17 protein-coding genes are annotated in these 19,185 nt (G+C 63.9%); 4 read left to right on the top strand and 13 right to left on the bottom strand.

The window, feature by feature from the left end:
- The first annotated feature begins 374 nt into the window (after nt 1-374).
- The gene (locus IVB29_RS37380) at nt 375-1,571 is read left to right on the top strand and encodes a Xaa-Pro peptidase family protein (RefSeq protein WP_247508609.1); all 1,197 of its coding nucleotides are present in this window, start codon (nt 375-377) and stop codon (nt 1,569-1,571) included.
- On the opposite strand, the gene IVB29_RS37375 is transcribed toward IVB29_RS37380, so the two are convergent.
- From IVB29_RS37375 to IVB29_RS37345, 7 genes are all read right to left on the bottom strand, one after another.
- A complete protein-coding gene (locus IVB29_RS37375) occupies nt 1,568-3,298 on the bottom strand; it encodes an FAD-dependent oxidoreductase (protein WP_247508437.1) in 1,731 nt (576 codons plus the stop codon). The genes IVB29_RS37380 and IVB29_RS37375 overlap by 4 nt on opposite strands.
- 19 nt (nt 3,299-3,317) lie before the next feature.
- Nucleotides 3,318-4,136 carry a TIM barrel protein gene (locus IVB29_RS37370; protein WP_247508436.1) on the bottom strand — a complete coding sequence of 273 codons (819 nt, stop codon included), beginning with the start codon at nt 4,134-4,136 and terminating at the stop codon, nt 3,318-3,320.
- Nucleotides 4,136-4,792 (bottom strand): hypothetical protein, encoded by a 657-nt coding sequence (locus tag IVB29_RS37365; RefSeq protein WP_247508435.1) that lies wholly within the window; start codon nt 4,790-4,792, stop codon nt 4,136-4,138. The genes IVB29_RS37370 and IVB29_RS37365 overlap by 1 nt, the downstream gene beginning before the upstream one ends.
- Nucleotides 4,793-4,809: 17 nt before the next feature.
- On the bottom strand, nt 4,810-5,292 hold the full coding sequence (locus IVB29_RS37360) for a type II 3-dehydroquinate dehydratase (RefSeq protein ID WP_247508434.1): 483 nt from the start codon (nt 5,290-5,292) through the stop codon (nt 4,810-4,812).
- 32 nt (nt 5,293-5,324) lie between these two features.
- On the bottom strand, nt 5,325-6,605 hold the full coding sequence (locus IVB29_RS37355; RefSeq protein ID WP_247508433.1) for a TRAP transporter large permease subunit: 1,281 nt from the start codon (nt 6,603-6,605) through the stop codon (nt 5,325-5,327).
- 55 nt (nt 6,606-6,660) lie between these two features.
- Nucleotides 6,661-7,170 (bottom strand): TRAP transporter small permease, encoded by a 510-nt coding sequence (locus IVB29_RS37350; protein ID WP_247508432.1) that lies wholly within the window; start codon nt 7,168-7,170, stop codon nt 6,661-6,663.
- Between the two features lie 75 nt (nt 7,171-7,245).
- The gene (locus tag IVB29_RS37345) at nt 7,246-8,265 is read right to left on the bottom strand and encodes a TRAP transporter substrate-binding protein (RefSeq protein WP_247508431.1); all 1,020 of its coding nucleotides are present in this window, start codon (nt 8,263-8,265) and stop codon (nt 7,246-7,248) included.
- 227 nt (nt 8,266-8,492) lie between these two features.
- Between IVB29_RS37345 and IVB29_RS37340 the strand changes: the two genes are divergently transcribed.
- Nucleotides 8,493-9,152 carry an FCD domain-containing protein gene (locus tag IVB29_RS37340; RefSeq protein WP_247508430.1) on the top strand — a complete coding sequence of 220 codons (660 nt, stop codon included), beginning with the start codon at nt 8,493-8,495 and terminating at the stop codon, nt 9,150-9,152.
- Nucleotides 9,153-9,398: 246 nt separating this feature from the next.
- Complete coding sequence (locus tag IVB29_RS37335; protein ID WP_247508429.1) at nt 9,399-10,301, top strand: SMP-30/gluconolactonase/LRE family protein; 903 nt, start codon at nt 9,399-9,401, stop codon at nt 10,299-10,301.
- 13 nt (nt 10,302-10,314) lie between these two features.
- Here the strand turns inward: IVB29_RS37335 and IVB29_RS37330 are convergent, their stop codons facing one another.
- The 3 genes from IVB29_RS37330 to IVB29_RS37320 all read right to left on the bottom strand — a co-directional run bounded on the left by IVB29_RS37330 (nt 10,315) and on the right by IVB29_RS37320 (nt 14,445).
- Complete coding sequence (locus IVB29_RS37330) at nt 10,315-11,130, bottom strand: hypothetical protein (RefSeq protein WP_247508428.1); 816 nt, start codon at nt 11,128-11,130, stop codon at nt 10,315-10,317.
- 111 nt (nt 11,131-11,241) lie between these two features.
- Entirely contained in the window at nt 11,242-13,233 is a 1,992-nt protein-coding gene (locus IVB29_RS37325) for a primary-amine oxidase (protein WP_247508427.1), read from the bottom strand.
- A 21-nt stretch (nt 13,234-13,254) separates the two neighbouring features.
- Complete coding sequence (locus IVB29_RS37320) at nt 13,255-14,445, bottom strand: serine hydrolase (protein WP_247508426.1); 1,191 nt, start codon at nt 14,443-14,445, stop codon at nt 13,255-13,257.
- 185 nt (nt 14,446-14,630) lie between these two features.
- Here IVB29_RS37320 and IVB29_RS37315 point away from each other — a divergent pair, with 185 nt between their 5' ends.
- Complete coding sequence (locus IVB29_RS37315; protein ID WP_247508425.1) at nt 14,631-15,620, top strand: helix-turn-helix domain-containing protein; 990 nt, start codon at nt 14,631-14,633, stop codon at nt 15,618-15,620.
- 6 nt (nt 15,621-15,626) lie between these two features.
- Here IVB29_RS37315 and IVB29_RS37310 read toward each other — a convergent pair whose 3' ends face one another.
- From IVB29_RS37310 to IVB29_RS37300, 3 genes are all read right to left on the bottom strand, one after another.
- The gene (locus IVB29_RS37310; protein WP_247508424.1) at nt 15,627-16,292 is read right to left on the bottom strand and encodes a methionine ABC transporter permease; all 666 of its coding nucleotides are present in this window, start codon (nt 16,290-16,292) and stop codon (nt 15,627-15,629) included.
- Nucleotides 16,282-17,433 carry a methionine ABC transporter ATP-binding protein gene (locus tag IVB29_RS37305; protein ID WP_247508423.1) on the bottom strand — a complete coding sequence of 384 codons (1,152 nt, stop codon included), beginning with the start codon at nt 17,431-17,433 and terminating at the stop codon, nt 16,282-16,284. Before IVB29_RS37305 ends, IVB29_RS37310 begins: the two co-directional genes overlap by 11 nt.
- A 239-nt stretch (nt 17,434-17,672) precedes the next feature.
- The gene (locus tag IVB29_RS37300) at nt 17,673-19,148 is read right to left on the bottom strand and encodes a DASS family sodium-coupled anion symporter (RefSeq protein WP_247508422.1); all 1,476 of its coding nucleotides are present in this window, start codon (nt 19,146-19,148) and stop codon (nt 17,673-17,675) included.
- Between the last annotated feature and the right edge of the window lie 37 nt (nt 19,149-19,185).

Below are 19,185 nucleotides of genomic sequence, written 5' to 3'. Positions count from 1 at the left end.
TATTGTGAGACGCAAACCTATAGGACGGAAGGTCGGAAGGTCATCTGCGATCTCGCGAGGCTCGCTTATTGCAGCCGGACAACGTCACGGCAATATCGGCTTTCGCCACATGCGCCGGATTCAAAATGTGAAAAACAACCCCATGCAGATCGCAGGAATTCCGCCTAAATATCTGATCTAATTAGATAAAAATATATTCCATAATATACCTTATGCGAATTACGGATGTGGGCGTGCAGGTCAGGCCGGACATATCCGCGGCTACCCAGAACCCCGCTCCCGGCTCACAATCCGTCTCCAGGAAGCGCCAGCTCCAGGAAGCGCCAGACAACGGACGCGGCCACGCGAGCCGCGCCGCCATTGGGAGGTCCATGATGCAGCAGAACGCCACCCGCACGAACGACTCGCGCGCCATTCCATTCGACACCGCCAAGCTCGACCGTCTCATGGAGGCAGCTCACCTCGATGTGCTGGTCGTGACCTCCAAGCACAATGTGCAGTACCTGCTGGGCGCCGAGCGCGCGATCTTCTTCGACTACATGGACGCGATGGGCGTCAGCCGCTATCTGCCGGTCCTGGTCTATCCCAAGGGCGCACCGGACAAGGCGGTCTATATCGGCCATCGCCTGGAGACCCATCAGCGCGCCGTGACGCCACCGTGGGTGCCGCAGATGCGGACCGAGTCGAGCGGCTCGGTCGATGCGATCACGCGGGCCATAGGCCTGATCCGGGACGCCGGCGTGCCCTTAAAGCGGGTCGGGGTCGAGATGGCGTTCCTGCCGATGGATGCAGGAAGGGCGCTCGCCGACGCCCTGCCCGGCGCCGAGCTCAAGGACGCGCTCCTGGTGCTGGAGCGGCTGCGGGCGGTCAAGTCGGCCGATGAGCTGGCCAAGCTCAAGACAGCGTCGGAGCTGGTCATCGCATCGATGCTGGAGGTGATCGCCGCGCACGGCCCGGGCACCACCAAGCAGCAATTGAGCGACGCATTGCGCGTCGCCGAAGCCAATCGCGGCCTGACCTTCGAATATTGCCTGCTCGCCTGCGGCAGCAGCCACAACCGGGCGCCGTCATCGCAGCGTTGGGAGCAAGGCGACGTGCTGTCGCTGGACTCCGGCGGCAATTATCACGGCTATATCGGCGATCTCGCGCGCATGGCCGTGCTGGGCGAGCCCGACGGCGAGCTGAAGGATTACCTCGCCGAGATCGAGGCGGTGCAGCGCGCCGCCTTTGCCGCGGTCCGGCCGGGCGCCATGGGCGGCGACATCTACGTCGCGGCCGAGCGGCAGCTGGCCCAGATCACCCAGCGCGACTGCACGGACTTTCTGGCCCACGGCATGGGCCTCGTCAGCCACGAGGTCCCTCACCTGACCGCCACGGGTCCGGTCCCCTACGACGACACCGACGCTCGCCTGCCGCTCGAACCCGGCATGGTGATCTCGATCGAGACGACGATGAAGCATCCGAAGCGCGGGTTCATCAAGCTCGAGGATACGGTGGTGGTGACGGCGACGGGGTATGAGATCTTTGGCGAGGGCGGCCGTGGGTGGAATAGTGGTGGCGGCGCGCTTTAACCTGGCGGCAGATCGGGAAACCTGCGTAACGCTCCCGCAGCGTCTATCGCGGCGCACCAGCCGAAGACCATGGCTGGGCCGATCATTGTGCCGGGTCCCGGGTACGTGCCGCGGAAGATCGAGGATGAGTCGGTGCCGGCCGCGTACAGGCCGGCCAGAATCTTTCCATCGTGAGACAACACACGGGCGCACGAATCCGTGCGCAGGCCGGCGCTGCTGGCGAGGTCTGACGGCCATACGGCGACGGCATAATACGGTCCCGAGCCGATCCGCCGCAGACAAGGATTTGGTTTTGTCTGCGGATCGCCATTGAAGCGATTTAGCGGGCTTGAACCACGGCCAAAATCTTCGTCGATCCCGGTTTCGGCATAGCGATTGTATCGTTCCACCGTTTCGGCAAGCTGTTCACCGCCGACACCGATTTTGTGCGCCAGATCCTCGATCGTTTCACCCTGTATCAAATAGTTCGCTTGCAAGAACTCGCTCAGGTCTTTCGTCCCGGGATGGACCAGCCCAATGCCAAAATCCCTGATGAAGGCACGGTCGCAGATCAGGAAGGCCGGCGTCACTGACGAGGCAGACGCGTTCGAACGCAGCATCGCCGCGACGAAGTCGTGATAGGAATCTGCTTCATTCACGAAGCGGCGGCCCGATGTGTTGACGGCGAGCAGTCCCGGCTTGGCACGATCGAGCATGATATGGGGGAATACCGAGACATGGCCGTCCGTTTGCGGCATGACCGAGCTCGGCATCCACAAGGCCGGGCTGTCGAGGTCACGCTCGATGACGGCGTTGACGCGCTCGCCGGCCAAAATGCCGTCTCCGGTGTTGGATGAAGGCGTGAGCGAAAAGCGGCGCGCGGCGTGTGGAAACAGCCGTTCGCGCAACTCACGGCTCCAACCAATGCCGCCTGTCGCGAGCACCACGCCCTTGCGGGCACGTATCCTCACCTCTCCGCCTGGAGACGTGAGCACGGCACCGACGATGTGGCCGCCTTCGCAGATGATCTCGCGAAGGGCCGTCTCAAATCGCAGATCGACGCCGGCGCGACGGGTGCTGTCGAGCAATCGTGCGACCAGCGCATTGCCCATGATCAGGCGCGTTCCGCGCTTGTGGCCGATACGATCCAGCGCATGGCGGGTCAGAAGGCCGACCGCATGCCGAAAATTGGTCCAGTTGCGGAAGGGCGCCAGCAGCGCAGGAATATCCGCCTTCCCGACCATCATGCCGCCGAGAACCATGAATTCACGGCGCGGCGGCCTGACCCGCGCAAAATCGTCGCCGAGCTTGCGGCCGTCGAACGGAACGGCTCCGAGTGCGCGGCCGCCGATCGCGGCGCCCGGAAGGTCTTTGTAGTCGGGGTGTATTGGCGGCGCCACGAAACGGACGCTGGTTTTCTGCTCGAGATAGTCGAGAACGACCGGGCCGACCTTGAGAAACATCTCCACGCGCGGATCGCCCGCATGCGCGCCGAGCATCGCGGCAAGATAGGTGCGCGCGGCCTCGATTGTATGAGGCGCTCCGGCAGGCCGCCCTTGCCTATTGCCCGGGATCCAGACGGTGCCGGCGGAGGTTGCGGTGGTGCCGCCCACCATGTCCGACTTTTCGCACAGGATGACGTGGAGCCCTTCGAGTGCGGCGACCAGCGCGGCCGTCATGCCGGCCGCGCCTGCGCCCACGACCAGGAGATCGGTCTCGACGTCCCAGGCGCGATCGGCTTGCGGCATCCCGAGCCACCCTTCTCTGTTAGGAAGCAGCGCGCGCCTTCTCGATCACGGCCCTGCCCGCCGCGAGTGCCCGGCGCGCCCGCGTTTCAGCATCGACGGTTTTCGCCAGCTGAACGGAGGGAACCTCGATGCTGATGGTCAGGCTATCGGGCATCACCTTGGTCAGGCCGACGAGATCGATGCCGCCCTCGCCCGGAAACATCCGCTCCTCGCGCGCGGCATGGATGAGCTGCTCCGTCGTCGCCGGGCGTTCGGCCGGACCGTCGCAGAGCTGCCAATAGTGAAGCCGGTCGGCCGGGATGGTGCGGAGATCTGCAAGCGAGCTTTGCGATCGATCGAAATGCAGCGCATCGACCAGAATGCCGGCCGCGGGATGGTCGACCTCGCCGACGATCCGCATCGCGGTTTTCAGGTCCGGAACGTTGGTCCAGGGCATGAATTCGAGATCCGACGTCAGGCCGTGCTGGGCTGCGGCTTCGCAAAACTGCCGGTAGCGGTCGGAGAACCGTGCCAGATCCGGATCGTAAGCCGCGACGAGAATGTGCCTGGCGCCGAGGCGTGCACCGGTCTCGAAGAATGGCGTGAACGAAGCGACGTCCGTCTCCGGTCGGAACGCAACGACCTCGAGATCGGCGACCGCCACGCCGGTTGCCTGCAACCGCCGCAGCGTCTCGCGTAGAAGCGCCGCATCGTCCATCAGGCGATATGCAACGCCGCCAGGCGTTGCCGGCAGCAATCTCAGCCCGATCTTCTCATAGCCGCAGCGCGCCGCCAGTTCGATCATCGCGGGCGGCGCGAGATCGAGCACGGTCAGTGCGGCGAGCGAGAAAACTGCCATCAGCCAAAATCCGCGATGCGGGCCTCGAGCGCAAACATGCCCTGATAGACTTCCGGCTCGCTCGCCCGGCCAAGGATGTCGGGCGCAATCGCGCGCGCCTGCTGCAAGGCGGCCTGCAACGAGGCGACGTCGAGCGCCTCGATCAACAAAAGTCCGGCGAAAAACCCCTCGTCCTTCCGCATGCCCTTTTCGGCGGTCGGCACCGATGTCCGCGCCTCATCGGTCGCGCCGATCTGCACGGCGGCAACGCCGTCGCACGCGACGAGCGCCTCAGCCAGTTTTTGGGCGTCCGCGGGCAATGTCTCGATCCGCAGCGCCATGATCGTGGCCCCCTCGCCCCGGCCCGTCCGCGCGACCATGACGCCCCCGCCCCGCATGAAATTGCCGAGTTTCGGCATGATGCGCTGCGACCACGGCGTCGGCGCGTTGAGGCGCGCCATGTAGGCCGCGCCATCGAGGACTTCGGGTGTATCAAGCTCGTACAGGATGAAGAAGCGGTGGATGTCGTCCCTTGCCGCGCGGAAGACGCGCACCGCGAGGAACCCTCTGGTCGTGACGCGCTCGGTGGTGTGCTCGCGCGTCAGCCAGTGTCGGTAATCGGTCAGATCCTGCGCCTCGACGTCGCTCCAGATCGCGAGAAATCCCGCTCCGCGCATCACGTTTCTCCCCTGGCTTAATTTTTGAGCCCGTGCAGGGCCGGCGGGATCGTGTCAGGCAGTTGTCCGAGCTTCTGGACGGCCGCCAGCATTGCAGCGAGATAGCCGTAAGGACCCAGACCGCAAATCACCGAGGTGCAGGCACTCGACGTGATCGAGTGGCGGTGAAGCTCGTCACGCGCGTGAATATTCGAGATATGCAGCTCGATCTTCACGCCCTCAAAGATCTTCAGCGCGTCGATCAGCGCGATCGAGGTGAAGGAGTAACCCGCCGGATTGATGATGATCGCATCCGAATTGCCATGGGCGGACTGGATCAGGCCGACAAGCTCGCCTTCCATGTTGGACTGGTGGAACGAGATCGAGATTCCGAGCTGGTCTGCCAGGGCCTGGCAGCTCGCCTCGATCTCCTTCAGCGTGGTCCGGCCGTAGATGTGCGGCTCCCGGATGCCGAGGAAATTGAGATTGGGTCCATTGAGGATCATGATTTTCGCGGCCATTTTCGCGATTCCTTCTGTTGTTGTGGACTCGACTAGCCGCCGAACCACTTGGCCGGGACCGTCACCAGCCCCGGGAATAATACCATCGCGAACAGCACGATCAGTTGCGCGATCATGAACGGCCAGACGCCCTTGATGATGTCCTCCATGCTGATCCTGGAGACGCCGCAGACGACATTCAGCACGATGCCAACGGGTGGCGTGATTAGTCCGATGGCATTGTTGATGATGAAGAGCACACCGAAATAGACGGGGTCGATGCCGGCCGCCTTGATGATCGGCATCAGGATCGGCGTGAGAATGAGGATCGTCGGCGTCATGTCGAGCGCCGTCCCCACGATGACGACCACGACCATGATCGCGAGCATCAGCAGCGTGTTGTTGCCCATGAAGGGCTTCAGCAGGGTCACGACCTGTGCGGATATCTCGGACACGGTGATGAGCCAGGACGATACCAGCGCCGCTGCGACCAGGAACATGACGATGCTCGTCGTCACGGCAGAGGAGACGAAGATGGCGTAGAGCTGCGACAGTTTCAGTTCACGGTAGATGCAGGTCGCCACGAACAGGGAGTAGACGGCGACGACCACCGCGGCTTCCGTCGGCGTGAAGATGCCGAAACGCAGGCCGACCACGATGATGACCGGCAGCATCAGCGCCCAGAAGCCGTCGACGACGGCCTTGATGATCTCTGCCCCCGAGGCCCGTGGCGGCGGCGTCAGGTTCTCTTTCCGCACCACCCACGCCCAGGCCAGACAGAGCCCTGCGCCGAGCAGGATCCCGGGCACGATGCCGGCCAGAAACAGTTTCGAGATCGAGACGCCGGCGGCGACGCCGAAGATGACGAAGCCGATGCTGGGCGGGATGACGGGAGCAATGATGCCGCCCGCCGCCACGAGGCCCGCCGCATAGGACTTCTTGTGGCCAGCCGCCACCATCATCGGCACCAGCAGGGCCGCGAGCGCCGCTGCATCGGCCGCCGCCGACCCGGATAGCGACGCGAGGATGCAGGATGCGAGGATCGTGACGTAGCCCAGCCCGCCGCGGAAATGCCCGACCGCGACGAGAGCGACATTGACGATGCGCTTGGCCAGACCGCCCTTGTTCATGACCTCGCCCGCGAGCATGAAGAAGGGAATGGCCATCAGCGGAAAGCTGTCCGCGCCATTGATGATGTTCTGCGCCACGATCTGGGCATCGAACATGTCGATCGTGCTCATCAGCGCCACGCCGCAGACGATCAGCGCAAAGGCGATCGGCATGCCCAGCGCCATGGCGCCCAGCAGCGAGAAGGTGAAGACCGCAATCGTCATGGAATGATCCGGGTGACGCGAAGGCAATGAACAGGCACAATGGCGAAGGACGGCATCACTGCTCCTCCGATTCCCGGACGGCCACCATGTCCTCCTCGCTCGCCTGCCCGCTGATCACGCGGTACAAGTCGTAGAGAAGGATGATCGCGGTCGACACGCCGAAGATCACGCCGACCGCGTAGAAGATGCCCATCGAAAGACCGGTGGCCGGCGCGCGGTCATCCAAATTGATGATGGTCTGGCGCCAGCTGCCTGAGAGCAGCAGCCAGTCGGCAAACAGCATCAGGCAGTAGCTGATGACGAAGCAGATGCGCTTGCCTGAGGCGGGAAGCATCCGGACCAGGCTGTCGACGCCGAGATGAGCGTGCTCGCGCATCGCGACGATGGCCCCGAGGAAGGTCAGCCAGACCAGCAGCCAGCGCGACAGCTCCTCGGAGATCGTGATGCCGGAGTTGAAGCCGTAGCGCAGCACGACGTTGCCGAACACCAGCACCACCATGACCGCAAGACACGCGGCAATGACGGCCTTCAGGAACGTGCAATAGAGGTCGAGAGCTCGCGCCATGCGTGACGTCCGGGCAAATGAGAGATGTGAGCCGGCCATTGGCCGGCTCCGTCGCTTAGCCGACGAAGACGTCGGCTACTTCACGTCCTTGCGGATGCGCTCGACCTCGTCGTTGAAAAGCTTCACCGTCTCCGCGCGAAGATTGGCTGACATCTTGTCCACGACCGGTTGCACCGCCTTCCGCATGCGCTCGGTCTCCTCGGGGGCGATCGCATTGTACTGCATGCCTTTGGCCTGCAATTCCGCCAAAGCCTTTTCGGTCTGAAGACGGGTCTGGTCCTTCTGATAGCCGCGGCTCTCCGCATAAGCCTCGCGCATCAGCTTCTGCTCGGTCGGCGACAGCTTGTCCCAGAACACCTTGCTCACCAGAATGATGTTCAGGGTGAAGGTGTGGTTGGTGGCGGAAACGTATTTCTGCACTTCGTAGAATTTGTTGGAGAGAATGACCGTGTAGGGATTTTCCTGGCCGTCCACGGTGCGGGTCTCCAGCGCCGAATACAGCTCGCCGAAGGCCATCGGGACCGGATTGGCCTTAAAGGCACTGAAGCTTTCGAGGTAGACCGGGTTCGGAATCACGCGAAGCTTGAGGCCGCTGAAATCCTCGAGCTTGGTGATCGGACGGGTGCTGTTGGTGACGTTGCGGAAGCCCAAGCCCCAATAGCCGAGACCGATCAGCCCCTTCGACGGCAGCGTATCAATCATCGCCGCGCCGTACTTGCCGGTCGCGAGCGCGTCGGCCTGCTCGGTCGTGTTGAACAGGAACGGGAAGTCGATCAGGCCGAATTCGGGAACGACGGTTGCGAGCGATGTCGTCGAGGCCGACAGCATCTCCTGTGTGCCGCCGCGCAACGCGGATTGCTGCTGCAATTCGTTGCCGAGCTGCGAGGCCGCGAACTCGCGGACCTTCATCTTGCCCCCGCTCTTCGCCAGCAGGATCTCGGCAAACTTCTGCACGCCAAAGCTGACGGGGTGATCGGTGTTGTTCAGGTGCCCCCACCTGATCGTCCGCTCCTGGATGTCATCGGCGGCGGATGCGCCGACAGTCAGCGCCACGCAGATCGCCGTCGCAGACAGCGCCCGTACCAACAAGCTCATCGTGTCCTCCCTGTTCCCTAGGGCACGAACGGCGGCTTAAGCGCTTGTTTTCCGCACCCTCAGCTTATTTACACATCATACATATATTTCGATGTCAAAGGACAATATAGATTTCATATGATATTTCCGTAGACGTCTGGTGATGACGCTCTGCTATATTGCTGGCGACATTGATGGTTCGGTCGCCGCCAGAGCGCGCGCGATCCGGACAAGCGGGATCAGAAGGCATGACGGTACTCGAGGAACGGCCTCTGTCGGCGGGCGACAGCGGCTATCAGCGCATCCGGTCCGACATCATTTTCGGTGTGCTCACGCCATCCGGGCGTCTCAAGCTCGATGCCATGAAGGAGGATTACGGCGTCAGCATCTCGACGCTGCGCGAGATCCTCAATCGGCTGACCTCCGAGGGTTTTGTGGTCGCCGAAGGCCAGCGTGGATTCGAGGTGGCGCCGATCTCGATCCAGAATTTGCGCGAGCTCGCCGATCTGCGCATCCTGCTCGAGCATCATGCGATGGCCGAGTCGTTTCGCGCCGGCGACGTCGAATGGGAGGGCCGCGTGGTCTCCGCGCATCACAAGCTGGCGGCGACCGAGCGCACCGTCCTGAAAGAAGGCGACGATCCCGAGCTGCGCAAGCGCTATGACGGCGAATTCCACCAGGCGCTGATCTCTGCTTGCGGGTCGCGCGAGCTGATGCAAACCCACGCGGTGGTGTTCGACAAATACTTCCGCTATGCGCTGCGCTATCGCGGCACCGAGACGATCAACCAGCACAAGGCGTTGCTGGAGTGCGCCCTGAAGCGGGACATCAAGGGCGCCCGTGTCGTCCTCACCGACCACATCAATGGCTGCGTCGCGCATGCCCTTTCCTCCTGGAAGGACAGCTGACCGCCCTCTCCCGCCGAAAAAATCAAGTCGTCGACGAAGAAGAACGATAGATGGACTCCAAAATTCCATTCTCCACGGCAAGGCTCGACGGCTTGCTCGATGCTTCAGGCATCGACGTCCTGATCGTCGGACCACGCTGCCCCACAAGCGACGTGGCTTTATCAAGCTCGAAGATGCGATCGCCGTGACCTCGACCGGTTATCAGGCCTTTGGCGAAGACGCGCGCAGTTGGAGCCGGATTCCGGCATGACCGCCAATTCGATCCCCGCACATAGGGTCGAGACCGCCGTCGCCAGCGCGGACATTCTTGGCGAAACGCCCTTGTGGTGCGACCGCTCCCGCAAGCTGTGGTGGATCGACATCGACGGCAGGTTTCATCAATCCTTCGATCCCGCGACGGGCGCCCATCAAATCGCCTCCCATGATGGCCAATTCCTCGGCAGCCAAGCCCTGACGGCGGACGGCTCGCATCTGCTCGCGCAGGACCTGCGCCTCTCCCGTCGCGTTTCCGACAAGGCTCCTCCCGCCGAATTCTGCGAGGTCGAAAGCGGCATCGACAACCGCCTCAACGACGGCCGCGTGGACGCGCGCGGTCGGTTGTGGATCGGCACCATGGACAATCAGCTGCATCGTCCGCACGGGGCGCTGTATCGCGTGACCGGCGACGGCGAAGTGACGCGCTTGTTCGGCGACGTCATCGTCACCAACGGCATTGCGTTCTCGCCTGACAATCGAACGCTGTATTTCACGGACACGCGGCGACACTGCACCTGGATGTTCGACTTCGATCTCGACGACGGCACGATCCGGAACAGACGCGTGTTCGCGGATTACAGCGCCTCCGGGGAAAGGCCTGACGGCGCGTGCGTGGATGTTGCCGGCGGGCTATGGACGGCGTTCTTCTCGGGCGGCCGCCTGGTGCGCTATCGGCCGAACGGGACGATCGATACCGTCGTTGCGGTGCCCGTGACCAATCCGACCTGCCTATGCTTCGGAGGAAGCGACCTCAAGACGCTGTTCGTGACGACGGCCAGGAAGTTTCTGGGTCCCCACCAACTCAGTATCGAGCCTCAGGCCGGTCATCTGCTGGCCATTCACGGCGTCGCACAGGGGCTGCCGGAACACCGTTTCCTGTTCAATTCGCGCTGACAGGCCGCTCGATCTAGCGTAGCGGCAGCAGCTCCAACTGGCTCTGTGCCTTCTTGACGACCCCCGCGAACCAGCTCTGGCTTGGCGCTTCCTTGGCGAAGCATTTTGTGTAGGCGTCCATCGCCTGATCTTCTTTGGCCATGGAATCCTGCGGGGTCTTCCTCGCCATCATCTGCGTGAAGACTTTTTCGCAGGCCGGTATCTCGGCTGTCTTCACGGCGTCGCTGCTGGCGAGGAAGAAGACCTTGTCGCCCTGGATTGCGACGACGTCGATTTCGTGCGGCGGTCCTTTCAAATCGCCATTGCCCCGCACACCGAGCACGGCGACCGCGGCGCTCGCCGATGCGGGCCTGGTGACCGGCAGCTCGGCATATTTGGCGAAGGCCGAGTCCTGGATCGCTTGATAGTAGAAGCGGTCTGATTTGAAGGCCGCGCCGGTCTCCTGTGGCATGCCGTCTTCGCGGTGCTCGCGCAGCCAGTGCTTCAACAGCCCCGTGGTGGTCACCACGGCTTGCATCTTGTCGCCTTCGGAGGCGAAGCCGAGACCGTCGAGATGGCCGAAGCCGGAATCGCCCTTGAACAGCGTGTCGGCGTTCGACTTGCCCTCCGCCGGCAGTCCCTTGATGGTGACAGGTCCCACCAGGCCGCGCAGCACGCCCGTCAGCTCATTCAGCGCGGCATCGTGCTGCCTGGAGGTTTCGTCGCTTTCCTTGGCTTTGGAGAATTTTGCGATGTAGCGATCGCGCAGGTCGAGATAGTGCTGCTCGGGCGTGGCCGCGTGGGCGGGCGTCGCGAACACGAGCAGGCAGAGCAAGGCAAGCGATCTCATTCAATGTCCGAAAGGCTGGAGCGATCTCCAGTCTTTGTGCCGGTGCCGGGCGGGAAGGTTCACCCGCGACGGTTGCCTGATGATCGAATTTCTCTACTACCCGCCGACAGCCTAGCTCTTACAGCACGAGCTTCCGCCGCCGGCCCTCTTCTCGCCAGAAAGCACGCTGCGACTGTTACGATCCGGCGGAATGTCGCCGGCCGCATTGGCCGAAAAGAAGCCGGTCGGCTTCAGCATGAAGCCGGCATATTCGACCGGCATGATCGGAAAGTCCTCGGGCTTGCAGATATGGGTGTGGCCGAAGGAGTGCCACACCACGATGTCTGCCTTCTCGATGTTGCGGTTCTGGGCTGCGTAGCGCGGCAGGCCGTCGCCGCCGGCATGGACGTTGGGATAATCGCCGCTGGCATATTTCTCGTCCGCATCGAACGCCGTGACCCAGACATGCTTGGTGGCGAAGCCGCCGCGCTTGCGCACGTAGCTGCCCTCCTGCGCCAGCATCAGCGGGCTTGGATTGACCACGAGCTTGTAGGCCGGCGCATTGCCGACCGAGTTGGTCTCGTTGGGATTGCTGATCTTCCAGAACCGGCCGGTCTCGCCATTGGCGATCGCCGCCGCATCACGCTCGCGCGACAGCACCCGCGTGGTGGTGTCGAAGGCGTTGCCGTGCGGATTGTCGTGGCCCCAGGGCCGCGGTACGAAATCATGTTCGGTGACGGTGTTGCCGCCGCCGTCGAGATCCATGTGCAGACGCACGTTGAAGAAGTGCTGGTGCGTCGGTCCGCCCAGATTGTCGTCGACCATGCCGCCCCATTTGTACGTTTCGCCTGATGGCACGGCGGCGGTCTGGATGATGCCGGTGAGTTTTGTCTCGAGCTGGATCGTGCCGTCCTGGTAGAGGTACCAGTAGAATCCATAGTCGTAATTGCCGACTGTCGCGAAGAACGAGATCACGAGGCGGCGCGAGCGTCGGACCTCAAACAGGCCGTTGCGGAACTCATAGTGCTTCCAGGCAATTCCGTAGTCTTCCTCATGCATGCAGATCGCGTTCTGCATGACGAAGGGCTCACCCTTGTTGTCGGCGGCCGGCACGTCGAAATAGTGGATGTTGCCGAGGCAGTCGCAACCGAGCTCCAGCGCATTGGCAAGCATGCCGAGTCCGTATTCGCCCGCGTCGAACGCCGACTTCCAGAAATGGTTCGCGGTTGGATCGGCGTAAGGCACCACCATCTCGGTAACGCTGGCGCGATGGATCAGCGACCGCTTTCGTTTGCCATCCTGATAGCTCAGCTGATGCAGCACCAGCCCTTCACGCGGCGTGAAGCCGACGCGAAAACTCCATTTCTGCCAGTCGACCTTCCAGCCATCGACCTTGAAGCTGGCGCCCTCGGGCTGTTCGATATGCAGCGGCTTGATGTCGGTGCGCGGGTTGGTGACTTCATGGGCGCCGTAGTTCCGCTTCTTGCGCGGGATCGGCACGATCGGATCGGCGTCGGTGAGGTCGATGACCTTGCCGCCAATGAGGTCGACCACCGCGATCACGCCCTCGATCGGATGGGCATAGCCGTTGTCCTGGAGATGCTTGCGGAAGAAGCTGACGGCGCGCACGATGCGGGCGCCGCGTTCGTACTCGAAATCGAAGAAGCCCGAGGAAAACGGGTCGACCTGAACCAGCTCGATGTCCTTGTCGGTGAGCCCGCGCCGAACCATCGCCGCGCGCCAGCCGGGATCGGCCTTCACCACGGCCTCGCATTTGAAGAACTCTTCCAGCATCACCGGCGGCTGCCCGTAGGGCGCCTCGCGGTTCGGAATGACTTTTCGCGCGACGATCTCATTGCGGGCGAGATCGACGATGTGCTCGATCGCCTCGCCGGTCGTCACGTCGAGCGTCAGCGCGAAGGCGCGGCGCCCTGCTCCGCCCGCAGCCAGCTCCTGCTTGGTCGGCTCTTCCAGCCGCACCGTCGGGAAGCGGCAATTTTCGGGCGACGTCGCCGCCGCGCGCACCAAGGTACAGGCTGCCGAGATCTCCTCGGCGGTCAGCGGATCGAGCGGATGCGGCGCGGCGGTCTGCGCTTGCGATTTGGCTTTGACGGTATCGAGCATGATGATGTCCAGAGGTCGGTGCTAGGCGAGATGCGTGGTGATGGCGCGGAAGGCCGCGAACCAGCGTTGGTCGATCGGCACGTCCATCGCCTTCGGCTGCGTCGCGAGCTTGACGATGACGGTGTCCGACTCCAGGTCGACATAGAGGTGCTGGCCGTGAATGCCGATCGCCGTGAGCGCGTTGCGCGCCGGGTCGATCGTGAACCATTTGCTGCGGTAGCGCGCGCCCGGGAAGAACTCGGCGAGGTCGCCGTCGGCCCACGCCCTGGGATCGCCGTTCTCGCGGATGTCGTCGATCCACCAACCCGGCACCACCTGCCGTCCCTCGACCACGCCGCGGCAACGGATCATCTCGCCGAAGCGGAGCAGATCGCGCGCAGTGAATGAGAGGCCGCCGGCGATGCGGCCCATGCCGTGGCTGTCGAGCGTCAGCGAGCCGTCGTCCTCGGCGCCCATCGGCTGCCAGAGATATTCGGAGAGGATGCGATGGTAAGGCATGCCGCAGGCGCGCTCATAGACCCAGCCGAGCACCTCGGTGTTGGGCGAGACGTAGTGGAAGACCTTACCGTGCGGCTTGCCTGTGCCGCGCAGCGTCGTGAGATAGGCACGCTGGTGGCCAGGCTCGACGCCCGGCGGCGGCACGTCCCAGCCTGACGAGAACCGGTAGCGCGCGACGTCGCCGGCGGGATCCTCGTAATCCTCCTCGAACTTGATCGCGACCGCCATGTCGAGCAGGTTGCGGACGGCGCAAGTGCCGTAGACGGACGTCTCCAGCTCCGGCACGTAGCGCACCACCCTCGCCTCCGGGTCGAGCAGCCCGCGCGCGGCCAAGATGCCGCCCAGCGTACCGGCGACAGCTTTGCTGATCGAGCAGATCAGATGCGGCGTGGTTACGCTCATGCCGTCGCCGTACCATTCGTGGACCAGCGTGCCCCTGTGCATCACGAGGAGCGTATCGGCAAAGGTCTCGCGCAGCGCGGCGTCGATCGTGGTCGGCTTGCCGTCTGGCGCGGTGAAGCCGAGCTTTGCCAGCTCACGCGGTGCGCTGAGTATCGGCGTCGGATGCGCCGAGCGGCGAACCTCGGCGGTCGGCATCACCTCGCGGGTGTGGGTAAAGCCCCAGCGGATCGCGGGAAAGCTGCGCCAGTTGGCGCGCGTTACCTGAGCCTCGGGCGCGGGCGGGCTGCCACGCATGATATCGCTCGTTCGCATCTCGATCCCTCCGCGAAGCGCCATCCCGATCCCGGTGTCGGGAGCCGCTGGGGAGGAAGACTGCACGGAAGGCCGCGTCAGGCGTTATCGAGATCCGGCAATATTTTGCTGGACAGAGGCCACGGCCGTGCCAGTCTGGCGTGGTTCTTGCTCCCTGTCCGGCTTACAGATTCAGACGTCTAGTCATGGCCTTAAGCGCAACTCTTCCGATTCGAGACTCGGCCGCCGCCCTGCTTCAGGCGAGCAGTACCGATGTTGATGAGCACTGCGCCGCGCTCGGCCGCTGGCGGCTGAGCTACGACCAGATCAGCGCCGGCGCGTTCAGCGGTAGTTTCACCCAGCTCTCTTTGCCCCGGCTCGAAGTGTTCCGTGAGATCACCAGCCAGCAGGTGCGCCAATACGGTCAGCTCGGCTCTGACAGCTTTGCCATTGGCCTGCCCTGGCACGGCGACGGCGAGGTCAGTTGCAATGGCGCCAGCATCGCTGGCACCCAGGTGATCGCCTGCATCGATGCCGAGGTCGACATGTGCACGCCGAAGGCATTCGAACTGCGTGGTGTCGTTGCCAGCGCGGCGCTGATCGAGGAGCTCGCCGCCCGCCTCGACATCGCGCTGCCGCGCGCCGTCTGGCACCAGTTGCGCGTGATGGAGATGGCGGAGGCGCCGGTCGCGCGGCTGCGCGCGCATCTTGCCGCGATCCAGGAAACGATCGCGGATGCTCCTGACCAGTTCGACGATCCGACCTCACGGCAGGCGCTGGAAGATGCCCTGCTCATCGAGATCATGGACATGCTGCCGACTGCGCGTCCCAGCCATCCCGGCCGCAGCGCAACGGCGCGCAAGCGCACCGTCGATCGTGCCCGCGAGTTGATGCACGGCAGCGACGAGCGCGCGCTGTCGTTGCTGGAGGTCTGCAAGGCCGTCGGCGCCAGCCCGCGCAAGCTCGGCTATTGCTTCCAGGAGGTCTTGGGCACGAGCCCGATGCACTATTGGCGCGCGATGCGCCTGAACCGGGTGCGGCGCGAGTTGAAGCGCGCAACCGATGCGCAGACGTCAATCTACGACGTCGCCGTGCAGCACGGCTTCTGGCACTTCAGCCAGTTCTCGCTCGACTACAAGCGCCACTTCTCCGAAAAGCCCTCGGACACACTGCGGCGCGCCAGGCTTGCGGCCTGACGCCTGTCAGCGATGCCGCAGCCGGCGGTTGACCCGGCGTGCCAGATAATCGCCGGCGCTCTGCACCAGCTGGACCAGCGCGATCAGCACGACCACGACGGCGAGCATCATCTCCGGCATGAAGCGCTGGTAGCCGTAGCGGATGCCGAGGTCGCCGAGACCGCCGCCGCCGACGGCGCCGACCATGGCGGAGTAGCCGAGCAGGCTGACCACCGCGAGCGTGAGCGCCAGCAGCAGGCCCGGCAGCGCCTCGGGGATCAGCACCTTGAGCACGATCTGGATCGGGGAGGCTCCGAACGAGGACGCGGTCTCGATCAGGCCGCCATCGACCTCGCGGATCGCAGCTTCGACCAGGCGCGCGATGAACGGTGCCGATGCGATCGTCAGCGGCACGATCGCCGCCGTCGAGCCGATCGAGGTGCCGGCGACGAGCCGGGTGAACGGGATGATGGCGACGACCAGGATGATGAAGGGCGTCGAGCGGGTCGCATTGACGACCATGCCGAGCACGCGATTGATGGCGGGAGCCGCGAACAGCTCGCCCTTCCGGCTGGTCGCGAGAAAGACGCCGAGCGGCAGGCCGAAGACGGTGCCCAGCAGCGCGGCTATGCCGACCATATACAGGGTCTCGAAGGTCGCCTGGACGATGAGGTTGATGAGTTCAGGCGACATAGCCGAGACGCTCCGCCGGGAATTGATATTGAGAGAGCCAGGCGAGCGTCCGCGTCACCGCGTCTTCGCCGCCAGAAATGCCGAGAGGAATACCGAGCGTCAGCGAGCCCACATGCTGGCCGCCGATCTCGTCGATGCGAGCCGACAGCAGCGATACGTCGAGGCCGAGCTCGCGCGCGAGCCGCGCCACCAGCGTGTCGCCGGCCCCTGCCCCGCGCACCTGAACGCGGATCACGGCCTGTCCACCGGCAGAAGGCTCCGCCACGATCCGGCTCGCCAGCGAGACCGGCAGGCTGTCGCCGGTCGCTTCGGCCAGGAAGGACTGCGTGATCGGATGTTTGGGATGGGTGAAGATGTCGGCGACATGGCCGCTCTCGACGACATGGCCGGCGTCGAGCACGACAACTTCCCTGGCGAGCTGACGCACCACGGACATTTCGTGGGTGATCAGCACGATGGTCACGCCCAGCTCGCGGTTGATGTTCGCGAGCAGATCGAGGATCGCACGCGTGGTCTGCGGATCGAGCGCGGAGGTCGCCTCGTCCGACAACAGCACGCTCGGCCGCGTCGTTAGCGCGCGGGCGATGCCGACGCGCTGCTTCTGGCCGCCGGAGAGTTCCGACGGATAGCGGTCGTGCTTGTCGGCGATGCCGACCAGCGCGAGCAGTTCGGTCACACGCACGCGAATGTCAGCCCTGGCCCAGCCGGCGATCTCGAGCGGCAGCGCGATGTTGTCGGCGGCGGTGCGCGACGACAGCAGGTTGAAGTGCTGGAAGATCATGCCGATCGAGCGCTGCGCCAGCCGCAACTCGCGGCCTGCGAGCGCGGAGATGTCGCGGCCGTCGACAATCACACGGCCCGTGGTCGGCTTCTCCAGCCCGTTGATCAAGCGAACCAGGCTCGACTTGCCGGCGCCGGAGCGGCCGATCACGCCGGTGATGGAGCCGCGCGGAATGGCGAAGTCGATGTTCTCGAGCGCGTTGACACCGGGCTTGCCCCGATAGGCCGGATAGGTCTTCGAAATGGCTTCGAAGCGGACCATGGCGTCCGGTTCACCAGCGGCAGGTGAAATCGCTTCGGGCGGCGCGATCGGCTGTCCGATGGCAAGCGATTGGTGGGCGTTCATTGAGATGGCCTTCATGCACAATAGTTCTCTCGGCCGCCCCAAAAGGCAAACGAGAGCCGGGTCGCATCAGCGGTTGGAGGCGAAGCAGCAACAAATCGCCTCTGGGGAGAATGCGCTGCACCGCAGCACATACCATCGCCTTTCCAGGTCTTTGTTGCAATTTCAGATATTTGGCAGGGGTTAGACGAAGTTTTCCCAATCCCTCGCGAGAGAAGAATATTCCTTCGCCGGGGGGTATCCGCCTCCGGCGAGGCTCACCGGGCCATCTGCAACCAGGGCAGCACGATCAGCAGAAGGCCCGCGAAATAGACCAGCCCGAACAGCAGCCCAAAGCCCCAGAACTGGCCCTTCCCGATATAGCCGCTGCCGAAATACATCGGCGCGGGTCCCGTTGCGTAAGGCGAGATCACGCCCATCAGGCCGAGCGAATACATGCAGAGCATGGCGAGCGTCGTGACCGGCAGATCGGGAATGCCCGAGCCGACCGCGAGCACCACCGGCAGCACGGCCGCCGCATGCGAGGTGATGCTCGAGAAGAAATAGTGGATCCAGAAGAACAGCGCGACCAGCAGGATCATCGCGGTCGACGGCGACAGCCCCGCGAGCGGCTTTGCGAATTCGTTTGCGAACCATTTGATGAAGCCGATCTCGTTCAGTCCCGAGGCCAGCGTCAGCAGCGAGGTGAAGTAGAAGAACACCTCCCAGGCGCTCTTCTCGCTGACGATGTCGGCGAACTCGATCACGCCGGTCACCAGCATCAAGGAGATCACGATGAAGACGACGGTGGTGGCATTGACGAAATTGGAGCCGAGCACGGGCACGTGGATGTCCGGGCTCGAGCCCGCGATCCACAGGAACATCGCGAGGATGATCAGGGCCAGCATGATCCACTCGTTGCGTGACATCGGGCCCATCTCCGCGAGCTCTCTTGCCGCCCATTCGGAGATCTCGGGGCTGCGCTTCACTTCGGGTCGGCAGATCGCGTAGCTGAGCAACGGAACGAGGATCATCAGCAGCAGGCCGAGCGGCGCGAAGCCGACGAACCACTGACCCCAGCTCACATCGACGCCGACGGTTTTCTTGGCGATCGCCAGCGCCGCCGCATTGGGCGCGAGCGCGGTGAAGAACAGCGAGCTGGTGATGGCGGTCGCGGCGAACGCGGTCCACATCACATAGGTGCCGATCTTGCCTGCGGTCGGTCCCGGCTCGGAGCCGTAGATGCGCGGAATGTTGGAGATGATGGGATAGACGATGCCGCCGCTGCGCGCGGTATTGGAGGGCGTTGCCGGCGCGAGCAGGAAGTCCGACATCGCGACCGCATAACCGAGGCCGAGCGTGTTGCCGCCCAAGCGCCGCACCAGCACCAGCGCGATGCGCCGGCCGAGCTGGCTCTTGCGATAGCCGATCGAGAACACGAAGGCGCCGACGATCAGCCACACCGTACTCTCGGCAAAGCCCGCCAACATCCAGCGCAGCGATTTGCTGGGATCCGGGTCGATATAGCCGCCGACGCCGGCGACCGTCAGGCCGATCAGGCCGACCGCGCCGACCGGCATCGATTCCAGGATGAGCCCGGTGATGACGGCCGCGAATACGGCAAAATAGTGCCACTGATTGACGTTGAGACCTGTGGGCACCGGCCACAGATAGATCGCCAGCCACACCACGAGCGGCGCGATCAGCTTCCAGCGAAACCCTTGTCCCTCAGGCGCCTGCGAACCAGCGGCCATGGGCCCTCCCCCTCGATTGTCGTCACATCGTACCGCC

The organism is Bradyrhizobium sp. 1, from assembly GCF_023073315.1.
Classification (GTDB): Bacteria; Pseudomonadota; Alphaproteobacteria; order Rhizobiales; family Xanthobacteraceae; genus Bradyrhizobium.
This window is presented reverse-complemented; position numbering and strand designations above follow the sequence as displayed.